The sequence below is a fragment of the Aulosira sp. FACHB-615 genome (genome assembly GCF_014698045.1).
In the GTDB taxonomy this organism is placed as follows: Bacteria; Cyanobacteriota; Cyanobacteriia; order Cyanobacteriales; family Nostocaceae; genus Nostoc_B.
This window is the reverse complement of sequence record NZ_JACJSE010000006.1, coordinates 298,020-324,967: the sequence shown is the minus strand read 5'-3', so window position 1 is coordinate 324,967 and position 26,948 is coordinate 298,020. Positions and strand designations below refer to the sequence as shown.

Sequence of the window (26,948 nt, the reverse complement as noted above, 5' to 3'; positions counted from 1 at the left end):
CTTATCGCTAACTTCTATCAAAAGAATAAACACACTACTACCGCAGGTATAGCTTTACCAATAGCCAAGCTTATACTAAGCTAATCAGGATTTAAGCTGCACTATTGAAATTGTACATAAATGACTTAAACTCTCTCCTCTGCCCCTCTGCTCCCCTGCGGTCTAAACTGCAAACTAAGTGCTTAATAGCTTACCGTAAACCATCATTATCAATAGCACTATAGCTATCGTTGGCTAAAAGTCCTAACCAGGGGTCAGAACTAGGAGTCAAAAAAAGTTGCGCGTAAACTTTCTCGTTCAATTCGGCTACATCACTAGTTTGGGCTTCTTGGGTAAACCATTGATGAATTTGGCTATGCAACATATATTCATTTCTGATGGAATCTAAAGCCATCAAATTTTCAAATTGATTGACGATTTTTTGCAAATTTTCAGATTCAGTTTTGGTTGATGAGAATTTTTTGGCACTGATTAAAGCGATGCTATTTTGATCAAGTTTGGCATCAGTGGCATAAAGTTGAGCAATTTTATTCCAAGCTTGTTGGTCGGTAATTGCTGCTAAGTTATTGCGATTTGCTTCCGCACCAGGACGTAAAGCACTCAGCATCGGAGTTTCGACGGCCATTTTTGTTACCGCCAAAGAACCTGCGACTTCGGCTGTGGGTGATGGGTTATCTACTAATCTCGGAGGAGTTTGAATCCCCAAGCGGGATAAATCAGCAGTCCATTGAGTTTGGATTGCATTTAGGCGATCGCTATGGTATTTCTGTAAAAAAGTCTGACGTTGAGCAGTAGGAAGTTTACTGTATTCTTTGGCTGCAACTTCAGCTTGTTGTAGCTGGCGTAAAAAAGCTTTGGGGCCGTACAGTCCCGGAATGGCATCAATCGGACGACCAGAAGCATCTAATATATAGTGAATGCTGTTGCCTGTAATGGTTCGCTCTAGTTTGCGACCATCTCCAAAATCAATGGTAATTTTGGGTACAGGTCTGACTGATTGCCAATGTAAAATAAAACGATTTTGTAAAGCTTGAGAAATTGCCGCATTGGGATATAGTGCTACACGAAAAAACCGACTATTGGCACAGCTTAAATCTTGATCTAGCCTGCCTAACAACCGCAGAGATAAAATAGGTTTACCACTAGCCTTGGCGGCGGCTTTGGCTGCTTCTAAGTCAGTGTACCAATACAACCGCGAAGCATAGCAATCTCGCTGTTGACAAAGTTGATCTAAGGCGGCGCGAATTTGCGGATTTGGCACAACTGCACCGGAAGAACTTGTATTGAGTTCAGTTTTGTGAGTATTCAGGAATTTTTGCAATCCCTGGCTTCCCTGTTTTCGCAGCACAGTCACTTCTTGAGATAGTGCAGCAGTTTCACTAGTTGATGTTTGTGCTTGGGCGGTTGACCAAAAATTTACAATCACCAAACTCAGAACAAAGGCTTTTGTGAAGTTTTTCAATGTCATATATTCCTAGATAAATAGAAATTGCAGTACTAAAAGACATTTATTTTGTGAGTCTAAATCAGCAGATTCAGATGTTATGTTTATAACTCAACTCCGGTTGCGATCGCCAAATGTAAATTTTATTCCCTAGCTATTCAATATAAAGACTTTATATCCAATTTTAAAGTTTCTGCTTTTAATCAAACTTGATCAAGCTGATATACGTCTATTGATTAATGGTTAATAAAAACTTGATGTAGATAACATAATCAACATAATTATTGATAAAAACTTTATATATTGATACCATGTCAATCCTTAAATATGCGAATAAATTGCAGCCTGATAAATATTAATAGACGTAGTAAAATACGTAATTTTGCTCTTCAGAGATGACTAGCTATTCTCTTAGTATTGCTGATAGTTGCGTTGCTCCACGTTGTGAATCAATCCCATATTTATTATATCAGTGTGCATCTATCAGTTGATTTTCTAATTGTTTTTTAGATGAGTTTTATTTCAAAGATTGCTTTTAAATAGCAGCACTTATTCTGTCTTATTTATGAAGATAAAACTCGGAAATTTAATAGCACAACGCAACACTAATCTGAAGTCCAACCAACACTACACCACTGCAATGAAACAATATACTTGTCCTTTACTAGCACTACTTTTAAGTGTAGTCTCTAGTTTTATTTGCATTCCTTGTCGCGCTCAAGTTAACACAGAAGCTAAAGCAACTGAATTAGATAGCAATGTTTCATCTGAAAATACATCATTGAATAATGATGAGCGATCGCTAGTTGATAATGCAGACAATTCTGCAAGTGTTAAATCAACAACTGTATCTGAAACTGCTGAGAATACAGTTGCGGTAACTAATAACCCTACCAAGCCTCAGCCGACATTTCGCGTTCCCATCAACAGTAGAATTTTTGCGGCTCCTTCGATGCGGCAGTAGAATTAAAGTTGAATTTAATTAACTCAAATCCCCGACTTTGTGATTAAGTCGGGGATTTATTTATTTATACATAATTTATAATACAATACGCTTCAGTTAAGAGAATAGTAGGTTGGGTGTAGCGATAGCGTAACCCAACAAAGCCTTGAAAATGTTGGGTTCCGTTCCTGTACTCAATCGAAAAACGCTGTATTAAGACTGCTGTAGCAGAACTTGTTCATAACGTTTTCCAGCAATATCCCAGGTGAATTCTGTTTCTACTAATTGTCTACCTTGTTCAGATAATTCTGAACGCAGTTGGGGATGATCAAATAATTGACTAATAGCTGTGACATATTCTGCTGGAGTGTTAGCTCTCAAAGCGCGTAATGGTTGATCTGCAATATCTACAGCTAATCCTTCCAAACCGCGATCGCTGGCTACAACAGGTACACCTGCGGCCATTGCTTCCAAGGTTTTATTTTTAATGCCAAAACCAGTGCGGAGCGGCACTACACACACTGTAGACTGGTGTAAATATTCTGTCATGGAAGCCACACGCCCAGTCACAATCACACCAGGAAGATTATTTAACTCTAAAACTTCGGGAGTTGGTCTAGCACCAACAATACTAAAGGTGGTGTCTGGATAATGTTTTTGTAGTTGCGGTAAAACTTCAACAGCAAAAAAACATGCTGCATCAATATTATGTGAAGCATCCATAGCACCCACAAAAATTAATTTATGTCCGCCTGGGTCTTGTTGACGACAGGGAAACAATTCTAAATCCACGCCGTTGGGAATCACTTTAATTTCCAGATCAGGACGCAGTTTGAGAAATTCTTGGCGATCGTCTTGGGTTGTCACCACAATGTTAGAAAACTTATTACAATAACGCTGTTCGTAGCGTTTGAGAACCAGAGACAAATAAAGGCGATCGCGCGTTGCATTTTGCGCCGCACCCATTTCTAAATGATCACGAATCCAGCCGTAAACAGAACTGTGAACATCAACCACCGTATTTACTAGATGACGGTAGTCTGGCTGAATATAAATTTCATTGACGCTATGTTCACAAGTAATTACATCGCACTTCCTGGCGCGGACATATTCATCAACCCAAGCTTGAATCTCTGGAGAATAGCGATGGAGTACATTTGGCGGTGTGGCTTTGAGTACCGACTCTAAAAACCGGACTGTTTTACCGACTAAACGAGCGATCGCATTTTTTTCTTGGGGTTCCGGCGGTAAAGGAAAAACAATCAATTCACTCACATATTTCCGTAATTCCTCTATCTCGGCTGATGTTGTTTCCTTGTTACTCTGTGTAATTAACGTTATGTCGTGGTTATATTGAAGATATCGCAGTAAATTAAAAGTTCTAATTTCTGTTCCTCCACGACTGGGCGGGTAGGGAAATGTAGACGATAGCATTAATATCCGCATATAATTTTGCTGCTCCTTTTTTGAATAGTAATTATGATGCAGTTAGGGCGTTAATCGATAATACTTTAACTCTTATTTTGTAAAATGTAAGCTGATGATACTCTAGGAATAATCATCATTTGATTCCGCCCATAACCCATCAATTTATCAGCTAAAAAAATGAATCATCAACTGATGCTTTTTATCATTACTGCTAATAAGAATTAAGTTGTTGGGTTTGGCAATTTTACCCGCCACAGCCATTCCAGATAAATCGTGAACAAAAAAACTGTTAACTACGTCAAATGTGCATTAGTTTGACTGGTGCAGTCATTTGACTGCTGCATCCAAGTTAAATGTTATAAATAACTTTCATAACTTAAGTACAACTGCTGACTAATGTTGCAATTTTTCCCATACCAAAGCTTAAAAATTCATGCTTGGGTAGCTCAGTTATTGACTAAATTTAGGCAATTTTTAAACTGGCGCTCAATTCAGCCTCTTCTACCAGTTTTGTTTATCACCTCATTCAGCATCGTGGTATTTTTAGGCAATGGGACACCGACAAATGCTCAAATATCTGAGTCACCCCGCCAACAAATTCGCGGTGTTTGGCTGACTAATAACGACTTCGATATTATGAAGTATCAAGCCAAAGTGCAGGATACAATGGCTCAATTGCGGCGGCTGAACTTTAACACAGTCTATCCCGTCGTCTGGAATGATGGTTATACAAAATATCCCAGTGCAGTAGCACAACAGCAGGGTATTCCCTTTTTCTTCAAAGGTGCAGAAGGACAAGATATCATTGCTGACATTATTAACCAAGGCCGTCGTCAAGGATTAGTAACTATACCTTGGTTTGAATTTGGGTTTATGGTTCCCTTAACTTCAGAATTAGCATCCGCTCACCCAAATTGGCTGACACAAAAGCAAGATGGAACTCAAACTTCAATTACTGCGGCGGGTGAAGTAGCTTGGTTTAATCCTTTCCATCCCGAAGTCCAAAAATTTATTACTGACCTTGTAGTTGAAATCATTACCAAATACAACGCTGATGGGATTCAATTTGATGACCATCTGAGTTTGCCTGTGGATTTTGGTTACGACAGTTACACGATAAAACTATATACCGAAGAAACTGGCAATCCACCTCCCCCCAACTCTCAAGCCCAAGCATGGGTGCAATGGCGGGCGGATAAAATTACAGCATTCATGCTCCAACTTTATCAAGCGGTGAAACAAATCAAGCCTAATGCAATTATTTCTGTTTCGCCGAATTACTATGATTATGCTTATAAATTTCAACTGCAAGACTGGCTGAATTGGGTGAGATTGGGTATTGTAGACGAGCTAGTGATGCAAGTTTACCGTAACGATTTAGAAGCTTTTATCAGCCAAATTACTCGCCCAGAAATTATCGAAACACAACAATATATACCTACTGGCATAGGTATTATGACAGGGTTGCGAAATCGCCCAGTTTCTCTACAACAAATTCAGTCTCAAGTCCGGGCGGCTCAACAACGCGGTTTGGGTGCTGTGTTTTTCTACTATGAAAGTCTGTGGGATATTGCACCTGAACCTGTGGCGCAGCGACAAGCTGGATTTTTAGAAGTTTTTGCTAACCCTGCGTTGCGGGATACTTCTCAAATTACCCGTCGCAAGCCTACTTTTGATACGATATCAGTCCCTTTATATACTAAAGGTTCTGTTAGCCAAGCAAGTCGAGGCTATTTTTTAGAAATATCTGTAGCCAACGGGCGACCGAGACGTGTTTTGTTAGATACAGGTTCAGCAGGTTTAAGAGTACCTCCAGAATTTTTCGGGAATGCTCCCATCCGCAAAACAGGTCAAGTTGTCAAGGAAGTATTGAGTGATGGGACAATCTTAGAAGGAGAATTAGTTTATACCAATTTCCGAATTGGTTTTCTGACTACTGAAGAACCTGTTCCGGTACAGGTTGTGACTAGCCGCAAATGTACTAGCCAAAAACCAAATTGTTCGGCGAAAAGTAGTACAGCGTTTTCCGGTATTATCGGTGTCAATTATTTTGAACGGTCACTTCCTTATAACCCGTTGAGAAAATTACCAGGAAATTTGAGTAACGGAGCGATCGTCACAGGTAATGGTGGTACTAATAATAGTGGTAATCTCACCCTTGGCTTGACCGAAAAAAATCGCGCAGGTTTTAAGATGGTTTCCCTGAAGGCGCAACCTGCAATTGATGGTATACCTGGCAATAGATGGGACTCTCGACTTAACGCCGTCTGTTTAACTATCTCTGGTAGTGCGATGAAAAATAGCTGTAACAGCAGAATGGTGACTGACTCTAGAAATACAAGTGGTTTTGTGGAGTTGAAGTCCCCAAACCTCTCAGGCAAGCTTAAACCCGGAAGGTTACGCCCGGAAAATACTGTTAAAATAGCTATTCCTCAAGTTTTGGACTACAGTTTAGTTCCAGGCAACCGTGATGGGTTTAATTTGTGGAATATTGCGATTTCTACCCAAGCTGAACAGCCTGTATTTGTGAATAGTGGTATTGGATTTTTTGATCGATACGATGTTCTTTTTGACGCAATTAATGGACAACAGGGGTTTCGTGTTCGTCGTTAACAAGACTTACGTAGAGGTGTGAAGGCAATACGGTTCGGTTAACAAATGTATCTGTTGAGGTGAGCAGGGGGGCGGAGGAGCTTCAGGTTCAGGGGAGAGCGTACCTTCGTTCCCCCTTTCACCCCTGCACCCCTGCACCCTTGCTTGCCTACACAAGTAAGTTTCTTATCCGAACCGTATTGGGTGTGAGGGTGTAACGAAAAGAAAAAAGCCGATGCAATTCTAAGTTGCACGGCTTTCGGTGTGGTATGAGGAGCTTAACTAAATCTCATGATACGGTAACTAACTAGTTTGCTGTACGCTCGTAACAATTTTGGTAACAGAAATTTTTGGACAGTACAGACTGATAAGTAGCCGTTTTGAACTTGCATACATAAGAGCATTTGCCGCTTATTAAAGCTAATTTAGCCTACATTTTGGCGGAATTTTTGTTTAAGTAATTATTGAGAGGTATTTTCTCTTGAAAACGGTAGCTCATATATTTCTAAACACTGAAGAGATTGGTAAAAACGCCGATAACGCCTGTCGGTAAGCAATTCATTGTTAACTAAATTAATTCGTTTCCCTGCTGCTTCAACTTCAGGCGCATCGAATGGCTGTGTTTCCCTAAGAGAAGAGTATACGCATACTACCTGTTCTAGTTCTCGAAATTTCTCGACAAACGGCATCAAGGTTATCATACGTCTAACAATATTCTGTACTTCTGGCGTATGTTGTGGATCGAGTCCTCTTTGTTTAGCGTCAGTGATTGCTGCCTTCAATAGTTCCACTTCATTAGACAGGACGGGTGGGAAGCTCTGTCTTTTAAAAATGTTTAGTGATATCAGGCGCAGCATTTGTGTTGATTTCACTTAGATTTGGCTGGCTTGAATGAAGATATTGAATACTTTATGATTTATATTAGCAATACCTCTGTCAATTTGCGAGGGTTCCAAGCCTGTAGCAATGGGATGAATACGTCCCAATCAAGTAAGCTTGGCAAAAATTTGGGCTAATAAAATAGGCTCAGGCTTTGCCTGGATTTCTCACAAGAGAGAAATCCAGGGGTGTGGGAGGGGTGGGAAGTGTGGGAGGATGGTGAAAAAATCTTTCCCCCCACACTCCCCACACTCCCCTCTCTCCACACCCGCTACCCATACGTGAGAAATTCGGGTTTGGAGGAAGCATTTTTTAAGATGTAACCTGCACCTGTTATAAAAAATCCCCTGGTTTTTACGGTTGTCACCAGAGGAAAAATTAATATTGCTCTAATTTAGGATGTTTTTCTTGTTATTAGCATAGCAATATTGACTAGTTTCAAGTTGCCAAAATGGCGGAAAAAAACAGTTTTTTTACAAAGAACAATTCAGAATTCATAGTAATTTTAAAAACCATCTAGAACTCATATAGGAATCCGATTTGATTTCTGAAAAAATCTAAGTAGATGTAGGGTGTGTTAGGCGTAAGCCGTAACGCACCAAAAGCCTTGGTAGCAGGTGCGTTACGCTATCGCTAACACACCCTACTGGCGTGGCAAGCCTTAAATGTTGCATTAAAAAATAGATTTTATCTGTGTTCATCAGCGTTTATCTGCGTTTTTATCCAAATCTAATGCACTACTTTAGCCTTGCCACGCCACTACGTATCTGTTCAAAAATCAAGTAGGATTCCTATAGTTGATTTATAAATAAAGTCAGTACACGTAGAACAGGCTTCTTTCCGACTCCCTGTCTATACATTCTCTACTAAATTCCAGAAATAGCCGTCTGGTGCGGTGAAAGAAAAACTTTTTTCTCGAAACTCATTTTCGATGATGTTTGTAAAGTTTAGCACCTGACTGGATTTGATGCGATCGCAGTATTCATCGATATGCTGCACACGGTAAGTATACAACGACATTCCTAAACTTCCTGGTTGGGCGGCTTCAAACCGTGATTCTACGTTCATCGCTTCGGGAAAGCGAATTATATAAAGTCTCCCACTCCGCGCCGCCATTAAGTCAGTTTGGGAAGAACGGGGATCATCAAAGGTTGTGACGATAAATTTTTCCCCTGGCTTGAGGTCGAATAAATCTCGACCTGCGGCTGAAGAATCATAGCTAGTTTCCACATCATCGCGCACACGCAACAAACCTAAAACTTCCTCATAAAACTTCAGGCTAGTTTTGCTATCGTCTTGAACAATAATCCCTATATGGGTAAACTGGCTGGTTTTAAATACCGATGCTTCGTTGATATGTCCGTAATTTGGGATGGTGTAACCAAATCTTTGAAATAAAACTTGTCGAGTTAAGGGTTGGAGTAGTAACATTTCTCGCACCCCGACAGTTTGGTCAATAAAAGGGCGGCTTTTGCGTTCTTTGTTGTAAATTACTTCCCAGTAGGGAATACTATAACGCACTGAGAAACCAGCCGCTTTGGCTTCTTCGGCATGATTTAAAATTGTTAAAATATCAGAGGTGAGGGTAGTTGCCCAACGATTTCCCTTGGTTTTCATGGATGCTAACCCCAAACCTTGATTAGTGGGATTTTGCCAAACCATCAACCGAATCAACCCATGATCTGCGTTTTGATGATATAAGCGAATGGAACGCACAGCAGAATTTACACCATATAATTGATAGGCTATCGCCGCAGGTAATTGACCAACTTGCCCAATACGATAACCAAATTGTTCCCAATATTGAATGGCAAAAATTGGGTCGGGAACCCCAATACATACTTCATAAATACCTGTTATTTTAGGTTCTTTTTCGAGAGTCATAGTGAATTTAATTTAGATATAACCAAATAATATTAATTCAGAAATCAGGTGGTGGAACAGGATTTTTTTGTCTCACGCAGAGACGCAGAGGCGCAGAGGAGGACACTTGCGTGGGCGGGTTCCCCGACTTGAGCAAAGTGTCTGTCATGCAGAGAGGTACAGAGAGTTTATTTGTCGGTGATTTGGTTTAAGTCTTGGAGGACTGCGGCGGCTGATTGATAGCGATCGCTAAAATGATAGCGTACCATTTTATCTAAAATTATTCTGAGTTCAGCACTGATTTGGGCTTTGGGTTGCCACATAATATTACCTGTGTCTGGGTCTGGTTGTAATTCTTGGGGCAAAATACCAGTAATCGCCTGAATTGCCATCATCCCCAAAGCATAAATATCACTAGATAAGCGCGGATGTCCGGCAAATTGTTCTGGTGGCGCATAGCCCCTTGTACCAATAGCAACTGTGGGTAATTCTGTTTGTTCACTAGTTGGTGGCTGCATTAATTTCACTGCACCAAAATCAATTAAAACTAAGCGATTATCTTGATTGCTTCTAATAATATTATGTGGTTTAATATCTCGGTGAATTACTCGATGTTCATGGACAAATGCTAAAACTTCTAATACACCTTTGAGCATTTCAATCACAAAAGTTTCGGTTTTTGTGCCATGTACAGGTGCTAATTCTTCATGGAGTGTATGTCCAGCAATGTATTCTTCGACTAAATAAAATTCCTGTTGGTCTTCAAAATAAGCCAGCAAGGCGGGGATTTGGGGATGTTTCCCTAAAGCTTCTAAAATTTCAGCTTCGGTATTAAATAATCTGCGGGCGACTTCTAAAAATTTTGGGTCTCGGCGTGCCGGCATTAATTGTTTGACAACACAAGTAGGACTACCCGGACGTTGAGTATCTTTGGCTAAATAAGTACGTCCAAATCCACCAGCGCCCAACACTCTGGAAATTTGGTAACGTCCACCCAACAGTAAATCACCAGTTCTTTTTTCGGGTTGTGTAATTGTGGCTGCGGCGTGGGTATGTTGGTCAATAATTTTAGTCGCTTCTGCGGCGGAGGTAGTTTCTTGTAAGAGAATATTTAATTGAGCGATCGCTTCTTGTTGTTGTTCAACTTGCTGAATAATTAATTTAGTTTGCTTTTGGGTGTTGTACGCTGTATAAACCAACATCCCCACACTACTAAATACAAAGGCCGTCGCTGGGGGAATTAAGGGTATCCAAGCAGCAATTAAAAATAAACCCCCGCAAATTCCTATTAAAATAGCGAGGACTACACCTCCCACAACCAACAGCATTAGGGGATGTCCCCACCGCCAGCCTAAAAAGCTACCTAGCAAAGACCAAGCCAACACCCAGATTATTTCCAGCCACTCAGGCCAATACCAAATTAATGGTCTACCATCTAACACCGTACTGAGAATTTGACTGGTTATTTGGGCATGAATAAATAAATTTGATGTTCTAGTGGGATGGTCTGGTGAAGCACTGTAGGGAGTGTATACACCCGGATAAATACTAGTAGCAGTTGTGCCAATAATGACTAACTTATCTTTAACCCAGTTGGGATTAATTTGATTGTTGAAAACTTGAGAAAGAGTAACTGTTTGCGCTAGGTGATTAGAGTGGCGATAATTTAGTAATGTTTGATAACCAGCCGCATCTGTCCCTACATAACTACCAGAATTAGCAGTGAGGATAGGGAAAGTGGTTTTACCAAGATGGAAATATTTTTCTTTAAAATCTACATTTATTCCTTGTTTTTCTAAATAAATAATTGCCATTAAACCCGCAAAGGAAAATTGCGTTGCACATTTATTGCTATTAGTTGGTTCGGCAAATAATAAACTCCGGCGAACAATTTGGTCTTCCTGGTTATCAGAAAGTAAATCATTATAACCAACATTATCGATAGGGAAATTGGGCGGCGGCGAAATTTCTGATCTACCTTGACTGCTTAACAAACAAGTAGCAACAATATTCTTCTGATTAGCAATTCCAGCCGCTAGATTTTCTTGATCTGAGCGATAAATATTTAAACCAATAACGCGGGGTTGATAAGATTCAAGTTTCGTTAATAACTGATTGATTGTGGCATCAGATAATGGCCATTTGAATTTTGCCAAATCCTCTTCAGTAATTGTAACTATTAATAGTCGCTGATCTGATGGTTCTGGAGGGCGCGATCGCAACATTTGGTCATAAGCCTTTAACTCCCAAGGTTGTAACCACTTCAGTTCCCGCATTCCCCACACCAAAGCGGTAACTCCCACACCAGTGACGACAACCATTCGCCACCAGTGAATCTTCGTCAAGGTGTCACGATAATCTTGATTTCGGGTTAAGGCAGTTCGCAGGTATTGTAATATTCCACTAATCACAGAGTTGTAGTAGAAGGCAGGAGGTGAGGCAGTCCCCGTCTTGGCGGTTCCCGTCGATGGGGGAGGCAGAAGGATGAAATTCTACACTTCATCTTCAGACGTTAATTCTTTGCTTTATTTAATTTAACAGCTTACTTGGCTGGATGTTGCCGTTTAATGAATGAATAAAGTTCAGCAAATAATAGGTTGTATAATCTATTGCAATCCTAAGTGGGGAAAAACTCTCTCCCTTGTCTCTATTTTTCATTGTCAACTATCCGTTTCTCCTCTCCATTACTAAAACTCAGCCATGTCAAGCATCGCTATTGAAACCATCATTGCAGCCTACTTTAGCAACATTACCGCCATGAATCCAGAAGGCTGGATCGAGAACTTTGCTGAAGATGCAGTGAGTCATGACCCAGTTGGTGAACCCCCAGTCAAGATTCGGGGAGATTATCACCGATTTATCGGGCAATTGCAAGCTGTATTTGAGAAACTAGCCGCAACAACTGAACATATTTTTGTCGCTGCTAATGAAGCAGCCGTCAAGTGGACAATGCAGGGAGTAAGTAAAACTGGTAAATCAGTCAGCTTTGAAGGAATCACAATTTTTGAGATTAACCAAGACGGCAAAATTCAAACAACCCGCGCCTATTGGAACCCCAAACAATTGGTAGCACAGTTGCGGTAGGAAATGAGGCTGTAGTTAGATCGGCACAATGTTTTTATCTGTGCTGGGTAATGCACTCACCCAAATTTTATTTAACATTTTTGGTGAGACTACAAACGCCTCTGTGGGAATTGCTTTGGGTTCTGTATTGATTTTTATTTTTTCGGTGTGGTTTTTGGCTAAGTCATTGGCTAAAATGCGATCGCCTGAAGTTGATTTAGGCAAGTTACCACCCAAAAAGCACAAAGGACTCTTGTTATTAGTCAGCCGAGATGAACCTTGTCGCAAGGCCTTAGAATATCATCTGCCACAATTAGAATGTTGCTGGTTGATTTGTTCTACCCAGTCAATTGATATTGCCAAAAAATTAAAACAAGATTTTTCTAAATTAACAATTGCTGAACCAATCGTAGTTAATGATATCTACGACCCTCTAGAGTTTTATCACGTTGTGCGAAAAATTTATAAAAGCCTGCCCTCTGGATGGACAATGGAAGATGCGATCGCAGATTTTACAGGGATGACTGCCCAAGCTAGTGTTGGTATGGTACTTGCTTCTTTATCTGTACAAAGTCCCTTACAATACACCCCAGCCGAATTACAAGATGGACAAGTAACAGGACGTTCTTTCAACCCCATTGAAATTACTCTCAAGCAGCAGTTCCGCAAATAGATTAGCTAAATTTTTGTAAAATTACTGTTATATCTAGTAGTCTGCCAAGATAACTTTGCGTGGTGGCTGGCAGAGGGGCAGAGGGGCAGAGGAGAGAGAAGAGGCTTCGGGGCAGAGGGGCTTCGGGGCAGAGGGGAGAGTACCTTCATTCTCCCCTGCTCCCCTGCTCCCTTGCTCCCTTACAGGGTCTACACAGCAATATTGGGTTGGTGGACTACTAGGTTTGAGGCGTTTTCACAGAGTTTTTTATTGTTCATCGACACACCTCGCCAAATCGCCGAAACCCTATATTTTTCGTTGAGGTGTGTCGATTGCTTACAGGGAAAGGGTTTGAGCTATGTGTTTTGGTCAATTTTCACTGATGATTTATAATAATTTCAGAGATGCGTCGATTTGGCGGCTGAAACCCTTACTGGGTAAAGGCTCCTAGACGAACTCCCTACCGATTGGGTCAAATCGGAATAGTTGGAAACTTATTAACTCTTGTAACTAGCCTTACGCTATCGTAACCCTACCGATTGGGTCAAATCGGAATAGTTGGAAACATTGTGACCTTGAAGCCGTCGGCCGTAACGCCGGACACCCTACCGATTGGGTCAAATCGGAATAGTTGGAAACCGTCGTGGGAACCATGTACTGATTCGATGACCACGCCCTACCGATTGGGTCAAATCGGAATAGTTGGAAACCCGGAGCCGTGCTGCTGAAGCCACTGGTCTTGACCCTACCGATTGGGTTAAATCGGAATAGTTCGTAACTCAAAACTAGAAGCTTAAATTTTGTAGTTTTGATAACTAAAAAAGAGGTTAGATATATTAGTATCTAACCTCTTTTATTTCTCTATTTTGGCGTTTGGGATTTGATTAAAGATTACGCCTGATTTTTAGCGCCGTCATTTTTGGGGAAAACACCGTTTCCACTGGTATGCAATAGTAAAACTGTTGTTGAACGATCGCAATTATCTATGCACAGCTACCAAATCCGTTTAGAAGGCGAAGTTTTACGAGTAGGATTTAATCGAGTTTTACCAGCGCAGGGCGATCGCATTGTGCGCGACGCTCTAGAATTATTAGAACAGATGATAGATTCTGGGCAAATTCCTGGGGGAAATCGCCTATTGATTGACGGGCCGCAATCTGTACCTGTAGCTTATGTGATGGCGCATAAACTATCACATTTATATCAGGCGATCGCTGTTCTAGATCCCAAAATTGGCACACCAGGATACAAAACTTATATAGTCACCATTTCCCACGGTTCCACAGAATACAAAGTTGGTGATTTAATCGAAACTAAAGAACCCCAACCCGTGCGTTCAACTATCAAAGTGGTATTGTGCGGCCCGCAGAATTCTGGTAAATCATGTTTGCGAGATGGACTAAAAAAGACTATTTTAGGAAACTTAGGCGCACCTTATCCATATATAATTACAGCTTGTCCTGATGGCGAAGGTTCATGGCATCAAGAAGCTTATGAAAATGATGAAGAACTAGCTAAAACTACCAAATACATCAATAAAGCCGATTTTACCCCAGAATTTACCCAAAAAGCAGCTAATTGGGTTAAAAGTGCTAATCAGCTAATTAATATTATTGACGTTGGTGGTAAAATCACACCAGAAAATGAGCTAATTATGCAGCCAGCAACCCACGCAGTTATCTTATCAGGAAAAATAGACGAATTTGCTGAGTGGGAAGAATTTTGTCATAAACTAGGATTAAAAGTAATTGCCAAAATTTATAGCCAATTAGATGCAGCACAGGACGAAGTTTTTCTAGCTCATAATTGGCAATAAAATACAAATAAGCTGTTAGAAACAGCACCATTACTTACAGGTAGTGTGCATGGTTTAAAGCGGGGCGAAAATTTATCAACTCGTCCAATGGTAAATATTTTAGCTGAGGTATTAATTCATTTGACGAAGTGTTAATTCATCATAAATTGATGTAATTGAGTGCTAAAAGCGACTATTTTAGAAAGTAATATCGCGTTTTTTCTCTATTCTGCATAATTTAAATCTGATTGTTCAATTTGTGAAATTGGATTACTTTAGCTATGGCTAATCAAGTTTACACAGCAATTACTTTTGCACCCGTTCAGGGGTTTATCGAAAAATCTCGAAAGTTACGAGATTTATACGGTAGTTCTTTTATCTTGTCTTATCTAGCCAGTACCATTTGTAGGAAAGCCAGAGATAAAGGATTTTGGGTGGTTTCTCCAGCTACTATCAATTTGACGCAAGGAACTCCTAATCAAATAATTATTAAAGGTGATTTTCCCGAAACAGAAGTTAAAGAAGTTTTCGACTCTGCTTGGGATGGAGTTATACAAACTTGTCGCCAATGGATTGAAGATCATGTTCCTGGTGAATATCATTGGCGAAGAACATGGAATTTATGGTCAAGTTACGCTTGGGAATTTTTTTGGGGACAAGGTGAATCAATTACTAACGCGCGAGGTAATTTAGATCAAATCAAGCGTCGGCGCAATTGGACAGCGATTAACTGGACTGGTGAAAGTTCAACCTTATCTGGTGCAGATGCGATCGCAATTCCCAGTCTAGGTAGTAATCATCCTAAAACCTATAAATATGAAACTCAAAAAAATGAAATTAAAGCGTTTTACCAGCAGTTAAGTTATGCAGTCGGTCATGATTTTATTGAGCATATTAGAAATGAACTCAAGAAAAAGAATCCAGAAATACATAGCAGGTTAGTTGAGAGATATGGTCAAGGATTTATTAAATTTATTGAAGAAAGATTTCCTAAAATTAGTCAGCAAGAACGTGACGAACTCATTAGGGAATATGGTTCAGGTATTATAGACCCCGATGAGGAATTGAGTATTGCTGAACTGATTAAACGTCTGATTACTTTAGAGGCGATCGCATCTCCTATAGGTATTCCTACACAAGAGATTCCTGAAACATATCGTGATTTAAATCGGCTGAATACAAAGAGAAAAAAAGACAAATTAGAACCTGATAATCGTTGGACTGGCTGGTTTCAAGGTGATGGGGATAAAGCCGGAGAATATCTCAAAAAATTATCAGATATAGAGACTAATAATTTTAGCCTTGCTATGATAACTTGGGGTGAAAACATATTAAAAAAAAGCTTGAATAATACAGGTTGTGGTAGAATAATTTATGCAGGTGGTGATGATTTTTTAGGTGTTTTATATCGCACTCCTCCTGACAAAAGATTTCTCGGAAAATTAGTGACATACTTAACTGATAAAGCAGGAAAATCCGCACCAAAATTAGCAAAAGAAATAACTACTTTCCGACAAGAATTTGACAGTAGAGGTTTACATAAAGACGTAAAACTTTCTGTTGAACTTAGACATGAATTTGCTCAAATCATTAAAGATAATTATAAAAGCGATGGAATTTTAAAAGAAGCACTAGCAGACGCAGGTCTTAAGTATCAAGAAGCAGAAATATTGTTTAGAGAACCTGTACTTAAACCTCAAGAATGCCTTGATTGGTTTTATAACTTTAATTCCGCAAACGAGAACGCCTTATGGAAACAACATAAACAACCAATTGGCGTGAGTGTGGGATTTGTTTGGGCTGCGCCTGGTGTTCCGCAGCGAGAGGTATTACAAAATTGCAGAGATGTAGAGAAAATCGCCAAAAATCAAGGACGCGATCGCCTGGCTATTCGCATCTTGTTTAATGGAGGTAATTATATAGATTGGGTTTGTCCTTGGTGGTGTTTGCAGGAAGTATTGCAAGGATATTGCGATCGCCACGGACAAACAGGCGCAAAAGCCAACTGGGGACATATCTATGCAGATGTGGCGTTACTAGAATCCCGTCACGCGTTTAAAGGTGAACAAACTGAGATAGCTTTAGCTTTGTTTAAAATTTACTTTCCTGATGTAAATAAACGCCTCAATCTTAAAGATAACAAAATCCTCTGGAATCAACCTGAAGAAGACAATGAAAAGAAAAAAATTATCTCCTATGGCATTTTAGGAAATAAAAAAGACTGCAAGGATGCCAATGAAGCACTAAATAACTGGATTATTAATCTTGCAAAAATAGGATTTCAATTATGTCAGTAGTAGAAATATCAGGTAGGGATTCTAGCAGTAATGCTACAACAGAGTCACTTTTTAAGTATTTGGTAGTCATTGAACCATTAGGTTTTTTATATGGCAGTGCTGGCAGATTTTTATCACCAGACAACTTAGTAGGACGTTCCGGGACAAGCTTTCCCCCAAGCACAGCCAGCTTATCTGGTTTATTTTCGGCTACATATACCCAAGAGGAATCTGACGAAGAAAAGCGCAAAGCCAAAATCGAACCTTTACATTTTGCTGGCCCTTTTTGGGCAAAAAGTTGTTCTCCGCAGAACTTTTATGTGCCGACACCTTTTAATTGTTTAGTTAAGAAAGGAGAAGCAAAAATTTCATATCAATTAAGTTGGAATGGAGCCAAATGGCAAAATCAAAATGAAGAATCACCATCAGATAAATTTGAAAGTAGCCATTGGTTAGCAATAGAAGACTGGGAAAAATTAACATCAATTGATTGGAGTAACCCGCCAAAAGTCAAAAAATCACCTTGGAAACCAGTTCCACAATTGCACCCCCAACTAAGAGAAGATGAACGGTGCGTCAAGATAGAAAAACTAGAAGACGGCAGCGAAAGAGGCAGTTTATTTTTAGAAAACGGAGTTCAACTAGACCCCGATTACTGCTTAGTTTATCTCTGCAATGACAAAGTTAATGATGGTTGGTATCGCTTTGGCGGTGAGGGACATATAGTAGATGTGCGATGTCTGCCATTGGATGAATCTATCAAAAATCTGCTCACACAAGATGTTGGCAAGAGTTTCGCTTTAATTACCCCAGCAATTTGGGGGTCAAATCGCCTATCAACTCGCTATCCAGAGGCGTGGGATAGCGAACTGTATTTAGACACCCTGTTGACTGAACGTCCCCACCCTTCCCGCTATCGACTTGGTGGTGAAGGCAAAACCAAACGCCTATCACGGGGACGTTATGCAATTCCGGCGGGAACCGTTTATGTCATGAAAACACCCCTCAAAGCTTGGCAAACATGGAACCCTGAATGGTTCCCCAAAGAAGGCCCTTCCTTCAAACGCTGGGGAAGCGGACTAGCCCTACCCTTTAACAGTTAGCAGTTATCAGTTAACAGTTATCAGAATAGTAGGTTGGGTGTAGCGATAGCGTAACCCAACAGAGTATGCGTGAATGTTGGGTTCCGTTCCTCCACCCAACCTACACCTTCACTACAACTTCACCTTCAGCGTTATCAGTTAACAGTTATCAATATGGAGTAATATCAATGTACAAAAAAGCCTACGGCATCATCGAAACCTTAGCACCTCTGCACGTCGGTGCAAGTGCGGGAGAAGAAACCGGGAATTTGAACTTAATTTTCCGTGACCAATTTACCCAAACTGGGATTATTCCTGGTAGTTCAATTCGTGGTAGATTTCGGGCAGATATGCGATCGCACGAACAAGGTACAGAAAGAACATGGTATGGTCACGAAGCTGTATTAGGTGAAGAAAACACCACCACCGAAGCCTTAGTTAAGTTTGAATACGCCTCCTTAGTCTGGCTACCTGTTTTCTGTCCCGGACAACCGATTGTTTGGGTAACTTGTCCTTGGTTACTCAAACGTTACAAGCAAATTACTGGCATCAATGCAAATCTACCAGACCCTTACACAGCACCCAAAGCTTTGCAAGGTCGTCAAGTAGACACTAACCGTAAAGTTTTGTTTTTTAACTTAGGCTTTATCGAAATCCAGAAAGATGAAGACCTCTCAGATTGGATACCAACCGGATCTAACTTGAATCCAAACAACTTAGTTGTAGTTGATAACAATGATATTGCCATGCTGCACGACATGGCACTTTACCGCCAAAGCCGAGTCAAACTTGCCGACAGCGAAAAGAAAGTAGAAGGCGGTGCATTTTTTAACGTCGAAGCTTTACCAGAAGGAAGTATCTTAATTTTTCCAATTGCCTTGAAACAAACAGGTTGGCAACCCTTTGGAAATGATGCGTCTGATGAACTTTATTTTGGTGGACTAGAGTCAATTGGCTTTGGTCGTTGTCAAGTTACTTTAGGGGGAGCATATAAATAATGGCTTGGAAATCTTACGGACTAGACCGGACAGCACAACAATTGGTAATAAATGCTAAAAAGCGAGATGAAAAGTCTCTCAACCAATCTTACAAAATGCGGATGTCTGTTGCTTACGGGTTGGAACGTTTTTGGGGAGAACATCTGCGTTTAAAAGCTAAAGAACCGGAGAAAGCTGAATATTGGAAAGCAACTTGGGATGCTTTAGCAGCAATTATGAAAAAAGCTGGAGTCGAAATTCCCAATGATGCTGTCAACCTCAATAATGTTGAGCAGATTCAAACAATGTCTGATAAACTCTGGCAATTGGATATCAATGACCAACGGGTAGCATTAGCAGTGCTGACGCAACTATGTGACTGTATTGTTTGGTGGACGCAACGATATAAAGGGGAAAAATCATGACTGTCATTCCCGACCCCGCTAAAAAAGTTCCAATGATGTTTCGGGCGCAGATTAATGGACGTTGCCAAATTCAAAGGCTGGTTCCTGGTGCAGAAGAACAAGACGCTACACGTTGGGCTGATGAATGGGTAGATAAAGCTTATCCTAATCTCCCCGAAACTGGGGCTGAAGTTCAAACTCGGACTTACACCTTAACTTGGCGATTTATTACCAATAGCGGTCAAGATGATGGTGTAATTCGCCCGGTGATTGGCGCGAGGGGCTGGCCGTTTTATCCTGGTAGCAGTATGAAGGGGATTTTTCGTCGCGCTTGCACCAAAGAACAAGCAGCATTGTACTGCGGCACAATTTTGGCTGATGGAGAATTGCAACCAGGAATTTTACGTTTTCATGGTGGTTATCCTACTGATACTGCCTGGACGGAAAATTTAGTAGACATTGTGCATCCGCAGCAGAATTGGCAAGTTGGGATTGAGAAAAAAAATGTAAAGATTGTGAATCCGCAGCAAGATTGGCAAGTCAAGAAAGAAAATAAACCATCAAGCGCGTTTATCCAAATTTCCTTGTATAAACCAGAACTACAATTTGGCATTTCTAGTAACGCTAAAAATGTAGATTGGCAGACAGTCTGGGAAATATGGGAAAAGGCACTTTCCACAGGCATTGGTTGTCGTGTCTGTGCTGGCTACGGGCAACCAGAACAACACAAGGGCAATATTCTTTACCAAGCACGCATCAAAGGCCAGGGACAAGCAGCCAAGTTAATTGATGGCACAGGGGAGTTTCGCGCTAATATTTTTCGGGCTGGTTTGCGGGGTCATGCTTTGCGAATTTTTGGCGGGTTGACGAATGCAGACATGGCAGAGCAAATTGTCAACAATTTGTTTGGTAGTGTCCAAGGTAAGGGCAATATCGGGCTTTTGGGGATGAGTTTTCGAGATTCTCGGTTAGAGATAGAAAGCTTTGGCAGAGGTTCCTACGCCCAACCTACTTATAATGTTGAGGGTGAATTAGTTTGGTTACTGGCTAGTAAACTGGCTGATTCTCAACAAGAAGAAGCTTTGAAAAAATTGGTAGCTGATTTAACGCGGTTCGCTGTTGTGTTAGGTGGTTTTGGCAAATCTTGGCGACGGGCAGATCATCGCCTATTTTATGAAGAATACTACGAAGAGGGATACAAACCGCTAATTGGTTGTCACTGGCAATGGTTGGGAGAGCGATCGCTCATTCGAGATGTGCAAGTGCGTAAACTAGAGCAAGTGGGCGAATTTATCGATAAAGTGCGGCAAACTGCCCAAGATTGGATGCAGTTGCAAGGCATCACCCCCAGCCCCAAACAACCAACTACTTGGCGCGAAGCATGGCATCCCCAAAACGTGCAAGTCTGGGGACGACAAGCCAATGACAAAGAAGACAGTGAAGCTATTTTTTGGCTGCATGGCCCTTACCAAGAAGCAATTTCGAGAACGCAGCCAGAAGGTTCAATTTACCGTTCGTCAATTACCGGACAGATGGGGCAAATCGGTAGACTTTGGCATCGAATGTACCCGCTTGTTCGCCTAGTCAAAGATCCCAAAAATCCTAATAAACCTATACCCAAAACCACCGTTGGCTATTTAGAACTGCTGACGCTGTTTCCCGATGATTCACCCGAATCAAAACAGTTTGTCAAGTTTCTAAATTTCCAGCAAAATCAAGCCAAAGGTTTTCAGAAACTCTGGCCGCGATCGCCATCATAAATTACGCAAATTCGATTAACCTCTCCCCAACCCCTCTCCGAAGCCTATCCATTAGTCACATCTTTCTTAACAATCCTAAAACGCTTGTTTTGTAGTCATCTTGAAGGCTGAGGGGTCAAGCATACTTGACAAATTCGCTTTTTATCTTCTCGCTAAAATTGGCTTTTTATTGAGAATTAAGAACGAAGTAATCAGGGTTAGAAAAAGCGTGAGTGAATACTCTCATAAATGTTGAGAAAGATCCGGGTAATGGATAGCTTTTTAAGGGGGATTTAGGGGGATCGAAATATGTGCAACTTCACATTAAATTGGTATCAGGATGATGGCGATCGCTATTTTTATCTGTAATCTGACTGCACAGTTGACATACTCACTGGCGCGGATGAGTGGGTGTTTAAGAATTTGAAGCAATTTTTGTGGTTCAAAGGCTGATGCTGTATGGCTTTGAGGTGGATGGCTACAATATGGAGTTCCGCGCAATTCCTAGAAGCTTTGCCTGTTATGCTTTTGAGGCAATTTACAAAGGTGATGTCTTGACGAGCCAACGGCTAAAATGCTACTTTCTTTCTAGTCCCGCGCAAAGTGGCTTTAAAACCTTTGCAATATCAAGGTTTCAGAAGCCCGCAGCCGCTTCTATTCTTTAGGGGCGGAATTATTGGAAACAATAAACGTTTTGGGCTTGGCATTCCTCCGCAGTAGCCGCTTCTATTCTTTAGGGGCGGAATTATTGGAAACTCTAACTGCTTTTGTTCTTGCTCGGCCATCTGTTGGCCGCTTCTATTCTTTAGGGGCGGAATTATTGGAAACATTCAAAATATAACTGTAGCCCAGATAGCTAATAACTAGCCGCTTCTATTCTTTAGGGGCGGAATTATTGGAAACGTTTAAAGATACGCTGCAAAACATCGGGCATGACTTTAAGCCGCTTCTATTCTTTAGGGGCGGAATTATTGGAAACGAAAGGGCTATCCGGTGATTTTGAATCCTACATCGCCGCTTCTATTCTTTAGGGGCGGAATTATTGGAAACCATTAACACCGCTAAAAAGCAAAATGATTATGTAGCCGCTTCTATTCTTTAGGGGCGGAATTATTGGAAACGTTGGCGCTGATAAATGTTCACTTTTCGACACCACTCGCTAAATCCCCAAAACCCTATACTTTTCGTTGAGTGGTGTCGATTGCTTACTGGGTAAGGATTTGAGCTATGTACTTGGTTAAATTTCGCCCAACATTTATAATGTTCTTCAGAGTGGTGTCGATTTGGCGGCTGAAACCCTTACAGGGTAAAGGCTCCTAGACGAACTCTTTACCGATTAACTCAAATCGGAATTATTGGAAACAAATCTTGCACTTCCACTTCAAAGGGAATACTCGCGCCTTTACCGATTAACTCAAATCGGAATAATTGAAAACACTTCTACTGGCTGTTGTAGCGATATATCTCGCCGAAAGTGTTTTGATTCCTCAAATCAGAATTTGAGCGGTTCTCAGTTGGATGAAGTACATTTCAACCCCACCCCCAACCCCTCCCCCGAAGTTTGCTCAACGGGGGGAACCCCCGCACGCAACTTCTCTCCGCGTGCGGAGAGGGGAGCGTTTGCGTTAGCAAATGCGGGGTGGGGTTCCGACTGTATTACAAGCAAGTAAGAACCGCTATCACCAAAACAGCAAAAAGAAACCCGACTTTAAATAAAGTCGGGTTTTTAATAGTGGAAATAACTTATCGGATCAAAATCATGCGGATTAAAATACTCATTACCTCATCTGGATTAGCAGTGGGTAAAAGAGGACTCCAATCACCAGTGCTGGCGTAACCAATAACGTGCAGGTGGTGAATAGTATGAGTAACAGCTTGGGGAGAACCCATAAGTATGTGTTTAATGCGTTCTCGCTTAGATGATGGATTTTGAAAAGCTAAATTGTGAACAGGTGTATTTAACATTTCGCCCTCTAAAAATTGTTGTAATTGTGATTGGGCAAAACGTTGATGTCGTGCAAACTTTTTGACTTGTGCCATGATAGAAATTATCTCCCAGAAAGGGGGTTTAGGGAAAGGCGATCGCAAGCTCTTGGCGGAGGGCGATCGCCTTTCTTAATCCTATAGTACTGTATAAAATTATACTTGTAAATACCTCAGTAAAAAATATTTTGTGGTTTGCTTTTGAACTGGTGTAAATTTTCATCACTCTTACACCAAATCGTTAATTAAAAAGCATCTTATTAACGCGATGTGCAACTTATTTTTGTAACCCCTCTCCAAACCTCTCCCCGAAACGGAGAGAGGCTTTGAGTTTTGCTCCCCTTCCCTCGTAGGGAAGGGGTTGGGGGTTAGGCATCTTATTAGCCTGCAAAGGTTGTTACTGCGCTTGTCCTGAGCTTAGTCGAAGTTCTGGTTGTGTCTGTATAGCCACGACTTCAGTCGCTTGGTGCCAGATTTGAATATACAGCCTCTTATAGAATTGGTAAGCTAATCAGCATTTAAGCTGCACTATTGAAATTGTACATAAATGACTTAAACTCTCTCCTCTGCCCCTCTGCTCCCCTGCGGTCTAAACTGCAAACTAAGTGCTTAATAGCTTATTACACCCATTCTCAATAAAAAAACGGCGTGCGTAAGTTATGTACTAATAAAGGCAAAACCCCTTGAAATCCAACGATTTCAAGGGGTTTAGTGGTATGCCAGGAACGAGACTTGAACTCGTGACACGAGGATTTTCAGTCCTCTGCTCTACCAACTGAGCTATCCCGGCGGGTGCTTTGTTTTTGCGCCACGATTTATAATCTTAGCAAACGAAAAATGATTCTGCAAGGGTCATCTAAAAAAAAGTTATGCAGTTTGCCAACCCAGTTTAATGACAACGAACACAGCAATGAATAGCAAGAACTGAACCAGCACAATACTAGGGCCAGAAGCGATGTTAAAAATCCCTGAAACCAGAATACCTACAATGCTGCTAATTGAACCTACAATTACCGACATCCACAAAAAGCGGCTAAAATGCTGACTCATCAGCTTGGCTGTCGCGGCGGGGATCACTAAGAAGGCGTTAACTAGTAAAACTCCCACAGCTTTAATCGCCACTGCAACGGCTAGTGACAGCAGCACCACAAAGGCGTAACGATATAATTCCACGGGAATACCTTGGACTTTAGCAACATCAGGATTGAGGGTGAGTAAAATTTGCTGGCGCAAAGTCGAGAATAAGAATATAGCGCCGCCTACAAGGATGAGTAGGGTTAAAATCAAATCGGTGGTATCAATAGCGAGAATATCGCCAAACAGCACAGCCATCAGGTTACCCCGATATCCTTGAATCAAGCTAGAAAGAATGACACCGATCGCCAAGGCACCAGAGAGAACTATACTAAGTACGCTATCACTGCCTAAATCGGTCTTATCAACAAAGTAAAGAACGATAACGCCAAAAACCAAGGTAAAGGGTAACAGCATCCAAGTAGGATTTAACTGTAGCAGGACACCCAAGGCGACACCAACTAAAGCCGCATGACCAACGGCATGGCTAAAAAACGATAATTGTCGTAAAGTGACAAAACTACCCAGTAACCCTCCCAGTATGCCCATCAACACAGCACCAATCAGCGCCCGTTGCATAAAGGGAAATTGTAATAAACTCACTAAATCTTGACTGCTAGTAATGGCTAACTCTGCAATGGGGTAACTCATATAATCATCCGGTGTGATTGTTGAATCTATTTGTGTGGGGGGTGTGGGGGGAAAGATTTCTTTACTATCCTCCCACACTCCTAGATTTCTCTCTTGTGAGAAATCCAGGTTTATCTGGGTGTAATGATTTTTTCATAAATCAAATATGAGTCCCATATAATCCAATACGGTTCAGTTAAGAGAATAGTAGGTTGGGTGTAGCGATAGCGTAACCCAACAAAGTATGCGTGAATGTTGGGTTCCGTTCCTCCACCCAACCTACACCTGATTTTTTTCATAAATCTAAATATGAGGCCTATATAATCTCCGGTGTGATTTTTGTTAATTGGAAGATTGCTATAAAGGTGCAGGTTAGATGAGTGGTGAATCATCTAAAATGGCCAGTGAGTATTTCAGAGGATGTTTGAAAAGTATTTATTCGTAGTTTTAAGTACTCGTTGATCCCCCATAGCCCCCCTTAAAAAGGGGGGAATTAATCTCAAAGTCCCCCTTTTTAAGGGGGATTTAGGGGGATCTAAAATATTTTGCTACCAACAAGCAGACTTTTAAAACAACCTCTCAACTCAAACTGCCATCTATCTGCTGTTTTGATTACCATGACTGAGCAACCTAATACTAATTTGCCATCAGCAGATTCTCAATCTACCAATGAACCGTCTGGAGGTCAAACGCAGTCGGTTAATAACAATTGGAAAAACCGCATTACAGGAATCTGGCAAAAAGCTACATCTAGTTTGATGCAGTTGCTACCTGTGGAACAAGTATCGCAGACTGTGGTTGAATGGTATAGTGTCAGCGAAGCTCAGGTAGCAGAGATTTTAGAAGCTGTCCGTGCTGAACTGCCAACTACAGAAGCTTTGTTAATTGGTAAACCCCAAGCTGGTAAAAGTTCGATTGTGCGGGGACTGACTGGAGTTTCAGCAGAAATTATCGGACAAGGTTTTCGTCCCCATACCCAACATACTGAACGCTACGCCTATCCTTCTGGTGATTTACCGTTGCTGATTTTTACCGATACGGTGGGGTTAGGAGATGTTAATCAAGAAACTCAAATTATTATCCAAGAGTTGTTGGGTGATTTGCAAAAGGCTAGTCGTGGTGCGAGGGTGTTAATTCTCACCGTCAAGATTAATGATTTTGCCACGGATACGTTGCGAAAAATTGCCCAAAACCTACGTCAACAATATCCTGATATTCCTTGTTTACTGGCGGTGACTTGCTTACACGAAGTTTATCCTGTGGATGTGGTAGATCATCCAGTTTATCCACCAGAGTATGATGAAGTTCAACGGGCTTTTGCAGAAATTCAGCAAGCTTTTAGTGGATTGTGCGATCGCGCTGTGCTGATTGACTTTACTTTAGAAGAAGATGGTTACAATCCGGTATTTTATGGTTTAGAAGAGTTTCGAGATGCTTTAGCGGAATTGTTACCCGAAGCCGAAGCCCGCGCCATTAATCAGTTATTATCACAGGGAGTAGGTCAACAAATTGGTAATATCTACCGTGATGCGGGAAGGCGGTATATGTTGACTTTTTCAGTGATGGCAGCAACATTAGCAGCCATACCTCTACCATTTGCAACCATGCCTGTGTTAACAGCATTGCAAGTATCGATGGTAGGACTGTTAGGTAAATTATACGGGCAAACCATCACACCATCGCAAGCAGGCGGAATTGTGAGTGCGATCGCCGGCGGATTTTTCGCCCAAGCCATAGGACGGGAGTTAGTGAAAATTATCCCTGGTTTTGGCAGTGCGATCGCGGCTTCTTGGGCGGCGGCTTATACTTGGTCTTTAGGTGAAGCAGCTTGTGTTTATTTTGGCGATGTTATCGGTGGCAAAAAACCTGATCCGCAAAAGATACAATCTGTGATGCAAGCCGAGTTTCAAGCCGCGAAAGAACGGTTTAAGGGAATTAAGCGGTGATTTGGGGGACAAGGGAGACAAGGGGGACAAGGGGGTGTAGACTTTGTGTGGTTTTGCGATCGCTACAAATTGATTTTATTCTGTTGTCTGATTTTAGAGAATTAAGTTCAGTTAAGAGAATAGTAGGTTGGGTGTAGCGATAGCGTAACCCAACAAATTCTTGAAAATGTTGGGTTCC

At 41.2% G+C, this 26,948-nt stretch carries 20 protein-coding genes, 1 tRNA gene and 2 CRISPR repeat arrays; of the genes, 11 read left to right on the top strand and 10 right to left on the bottom strand.

What is annotated here, in order from left to right; genetic code table 11:
• Positions 1-190: 190 nt before the first annotated feature.
• On the bottom strand, positions 191-1,468 hold the full coding sequence (locus H6G77_RS13170; RefSeq protein ID WP_190871791.1) for a hypothetical protein: 1,278 nt from the start codon (positions 1,466-1,468) through the stop codon (positions 191-193).
• A gap of 541 nt (positions 1,469-2,009) precedes the next feature.
• Between H6G77_RS13170 and H6G77_RS13165 the strand changes: the two genes are divergently transcribed.
• A complete protein-coding gene (locus H6G77_RS13165) occupies positions 2,010-2,408 on the top strand; it encodes a hypothetical protein (protein WP_190871790.1) in 399 nt (132 codons plus the stop codon).
• A gap of 192 nt (positions 2,409-2,600) precedes the next feature.
• Here H6G77_RS13165 and H6G77_RS13160 read toward each other — a convergent pair whose 3' ends face one another.
• Entirely contained in the window at positions 2,601-3,833 is a 1,233-nt protein-coding gene (locus tag H6G77_RS13160) for a glycosyltransferase family 4 protein (RefSeq protein WP_190669333.1), read from the bottom strand.
• A gap of 378 nt (positions 3,834-4,211) precedes the next feature.
• On the opposite strand from H6G77_RS13160, the gene H6G77_RS13155 reads away from it, so the two are divergent.
• Positions 4,212-6,428, top strand: a complete 2,217-nt coding sequence (locus H6G77_RS13155; protein WP_190669331.1) for a family 10 glycosylhydrolase — start codon at positions 4,212-4,214, stop codon at positions 6,426-6,428.
• 440 nt (positions 6,429-6,868) lie between these two features.
• On the opposite strand, the gene H6G77_RS13150 is transcribed toward H6G77_RS13155, so the two are convergent.
• The 3 genes from H6G77_RS13150 to H6G77_RS13140 form a co-directional block, all read right to left on the bottom strand.
• On the bottom strand, positions 6,869-7,279 hold the full coding sequence (locus H6G77_RS13150; RefSeq protein WP_190871789.1) for a hypothetical protein: 411 nt from the start codon (positions 7,277-7,279) through the stop codon (positions 6,869-6,871).
• A gap of 859 nt (positions 7,280-8,138) precedes the next feature.
• Positions 8,139-9,170 carry a VOC family protein gene (locus H6G77_RS13145; protein ID WP_190593442.1) on the bottom strand — a complete coding sequence of 344 codons (1,032 nt, stop codon included), beginning with the start codon at positions 9,168-9,170 and terminating at the stop codon, positions 8,139-8,141.
• 167 nt (positions 9,171-9,337) lie between these two features.
• Positions 9,338-11,560: a CHASE2 domain-containing protein gene (locus tag H6G77_RS13140; protein WP_190871788.1), complete on the bottom strand. Its 2,223-nt coding sequence runs from the start codon at positions 11,558-11,560 to the stop codon at positions 9,338-9,340.
• 289 nt (positions 11,561-11,849) lie between these two features.
• Between H6G77_RS13140 and H6G77_RS13135 the strand changes: the two genes are divergently transcribed.
• The 8 genes from H6G77_RS13135 to H6G77_RS13100 all read left to right on the top strand — a co-directional run bounded on the left by H6G77_RS13135 (position 11,850) and on the right by H6G77_RS13100 (position 21,158).
• Positions 11,850-12,233, top strand: a complete 384-nt coding sequence (locus H6G77_RS13135; RefSeq protein ID WP_190871787.1) for a nuclear transport factor 2 family protein — start codon at positions 11,850-11,852, stop codon at positions 12,231-12,233.
• A gap of 28 nt (positions 12,234-12,261) precedes the next feature.
• Positions 12,262-12,885, top strand: coding sequence for a CRISPR-associated protein (locus H6G77_RS13130; RefSeq protein ID WP_190593448.1), 624 nt, complete (start codon positions 12,262-12,264; stop codon positions 12,883-12,885).
• Positions 12,886-13,322: 437 nt separating this feature from the next.
• A CRISPR array of direct repeats spans positions 13,323-13,643; the repeat unit is 36 nt; unit sequence CCCTACCGATTGGGTCAAATCGGAATAGTTGGAAAC.
• 206 nt (positions 13,644-13,849) lie between these two features.
• Positions 13,850-14,680 carry a CRISPR-associated protein Csx3 gene (locus H6G77_RS13125; protein WP_313954496.1) on the top strand — a complete coding sequence of 277 codons (831 nt, stop codon included), beginning with the start codon at positions 13,850-13,852 and terminating at the stop codon, positions 14,678-14,680.
• A gap of 260 nt (positions 14,681-14,940) precedes the next feature.
• Positions 14,941-16,956, top strand: coding sequence for a type III-B CRISPR-associated protein Cas10/Cmr2 (locus tag H6G77_RS35345; RefSeq protein ID WP_199331481.1), 2,016 nt, complete (start codon positions 14,941-14,943; stop codon positions 16,954-16,956).
• Positions 16,947-18,038, top strand: coding sequence for a type III-B CRISPR module-associated Cmr3 family protein (locus H6G77_RS13115; RefSeq protein WP_190871786.1), 1,092 nt, complete (start codon positions 16,947-16,949; stop codon positions 18,036-18,038). The genes H6G77_RS35345 and H6G77_RS13115 overlap by 10 nt, the downstream gene beginning before the upstream one ends.
• 167 nt (positions 18,039-18,205) lie before the next feature.
• Positions 18,206-19,015 (top strand): RAMP superfamily CRISPR-associated protein, encoded by an 810-nt coding sequence (locus H6G77_RS13110; RefSeq protein ID WP_190871785.1) that lies wholly within the window; start codon positions 18,206-18,208, stop codon positions 19,013-19,015.
• Positions 19,015-19,419, top strand: a complete 405-nt coding sequence (locus tag H6G77_RS13105; RefSeq protein WP_190871784.1) for a hypothetical protein — start codon at positions 19,015-19,017, stop codon at positions 19,417-19,419. Before H6G77_RS13110 ends, H6G77_RS13105 begins: the two co-directional genes overlap by 1 nt.
• Positions 19,416-21,158 carry an RAMP superfamily protein gene (locus H6G77_RS13100; protein WP_190871783.1) on the top strand — a complete coding sequence of 581 codons (1,743 nt, stop codon included), beginning with the start codon at positions 19,416-19,418 and terminating at the stop codon, positions 21,156-21,158. The genes H6G77_RS13105 and H6G77_RS13100 overlap by 4 nt, the downstream gene beginning before the upstream one ends.
• A 303-nt stretch (positions 21,159-21,461) precedes the next feature.
• On the opposite strand, the gene H6G77_RS13095 is transcribed toward H6G77_RS13100, so the two are convergent.
• The 5 genes from H6G77_RS13095 to H6G77_RS13075 form a co-directional block, all read right to left on the bottom strand.
• Complete coding sequence (locus H6G77_RS13095) at positions 21,462-21,638, bottom strand: hypothetical protein (RefSeq protein WP_190871782.1); 177 nt, start codon at positions 21,636-21,638, stop codon at positions 21,462-21,464.
• A gap of 146 nt (positions 21,639-21,784) precedes the next feature.
• Positions 21,785-22,258: direct repeats of the CRISPR family, unit length 37 nt; unit sequence GCCGCTTCTATTCTTTAGGGGCGGAATTATTGGAAAC.
• 622 nt (positions 22,259-22,880) lie between these two features.
• Positions 22,881-23,177 (bottom strand): hypothetical protein, encoded by a 297-nt coding sequence (locus H6G77_RS13090; RefSeq protein ID WP_199331480.1) that lies wholly within the window; start codon positions 23,175-23,177, stop codon positions 22,881-22,883.
• Positions 23,178-23,205: 28 nt separating this feature from the next.
• Complete coding sequence (locus tag H6G77_RS13085; protein ID WP_190670610.1) at positions 23,206-23,343, bottom strand: hypothetical protein; 138 nt, start codon at positions 23,341-23,343, stop codon at positions 23,206-23,208.
• A gap of 494 nt (positions 23,344-23,837) precedes the next feature.
• A tRNA-Phe gene (locus H6G77_RS13080) sits at positions 23,838-23,910 on the bottom strand.
• Positions 23,911-23,987: 77 nt separating this feature from the next.
• Positions 23,988-24,845: a metal ABC transporter permease gene (locus H6G77_RS13075; RefSeq protein ID WP_190670611.1), complete on the bottom strand. Its 858-nt coding sequence runs from the start codon at positions 24,843-24,845 to the stop codon at positions 23,988-23,990.
• Between the two features lie 596 nt (positions 24,846-25,441).
• On the opposite strand from H6G77_RS13075, the gene H6G77_RS13070 reads away from it, so the two are divergent.
• A complete protein-coding gene (locus H6G77_RS13070) occupies positions 25,442-26,770 on the top strand; it encodes a GTPase family protein (protein ID WP_190871781.1) in 1,329 nt (442 codons plus the stop codon).
• Positions 26,771-26,948: the final 178 nt, after the last annotated feature.

What these genes read in the sequence shown, in the direction of transcription:
- H6G77_RS13135 (WP_190871787.1), top strand. Translation starts at nt 11,850, where the DNA reads ATGTCAAGCATCGCTATTGAAACCATCATTGCAGCCTACTTTAGCAAC.
- H6G77_RS13090 (WP_199331480.1), bottom strand. Translation starts at nt 23,177, where the DNA reads ATGGCACAAGTCAAAAAGTTTGCACGACATCAACGTTTTGCCCAATCA.
- H6G77_RS13125 (WP_313954496.1), top strand. Translation starts at nt 13,850, where the DNA reads ATGCACAGCTACCAAATCCGTTTAGAAGGCGAAGTTTTACGAGTAGGA.
- H6G77_RS13075 (WP_190670611.1), bottom strand. Translation starts at nt 24,845, where the DNA reads ATGAGTTACCCCATTGCAGAGTTAGCCATTACTAGCAGTCAAGATTTA.
- H6G77_RS13070 (WP_190871781.1), top strand. Translation starts at nt 25,442, where the DNA reads ATGACTGAGCAACCTAATACTAATTTGCCATCAGCAGATTCTCAATCT.
- H6G77_RS13130 (WP_190593448.1), top strand. Translation starts at nt 12,262, where the DNA reads ATGTTTTTATCTGTGCTGGGTAATGCACTCACCCAAATTTTATTTAAC.
- H6G77_RS13165 (WP_190871790.1), top strand. Translation starts at nt 2,010, where the DNA reads ATGAAGATAAAACTCGGAAATTTAATAGCACAACGCAACACTAATCTG.
- H6G77_RS13115 (WP_190871786.1), top strand. Translation starts at nt 16,947, where the DNA reads ATGTCAGTAGTAGAAATATCAGGTAGGGATTCTAGCAGTAATGCTACA.
- H6G77_RS13110 (WP_190871785.1), top strand. Translation starts at nt 18,206, where the DNA reads ATGTACAAAAAAGCCTACGGCATCATCGAAACCTTAGCACCTCTGCAC.
- H6G77_RS13155 (WP_190669331.1), top strand. Translation starts at nt 4,212, where the DNA reads ATGTTGCAATTTTTCCCATACCAAAGCTTAAAAATTCATGCTTGGGTA.
- H6G77_RS13085 (WP_190670610.1), bottom strand. Translation starts at nt 23,343, where the DNA reads ATGAAAATTTACACCAGTTCAAAAGCAAACCACAAAATATTTTTTACT.
- H6G77_RS35345 (WP_199331481.1), top strand. Translation starts at nt 14,941, where the DNA reads ATGGCTAATCAAGTTTACACAGCAATTACTTTTGCACCCGTTCAGGGG.
- H6G77_RS13100 (WP_190871783.1), top strand. Translation starts at nt 19,416, where the DNA reads ATGACTGTCATTCCCGACCCCGCTAAAAAAGTTCCAATGATGTTTCGG.
- H6G77_RS13160 (WP_190669333.1), bottom strand. Translation starts at nt 3,833, where the DNA reads ATGCGGATATTAATGCTATCGTCTACATTTCCCTACCCGCCCAGTCGT.
- H6G77_RS13170 (WP_190871791.1), bottom strand. Translation starts at nt 1,468, where the DNA reads ATGACATTGAAAAACTTCACAAAAGCCTTTGTTCTGAGTTTGGTGATT.
- H6G77_RS13145 (WP_190593442.1), bottom strand. Translation starts at nt 9,170, where the DNA reads ATGACTCTCGAAAAAGAACCTAAAATAACAGGTATTTATGAAGTATGT.
- H6G77_RS13105 (WP_190871784.1), top strand. Translation starts at nt 19,015, where the DNA reads ATGGCTTGGAAATCTTACGGACTAGACCGGACAGCACAACAATTGGTA.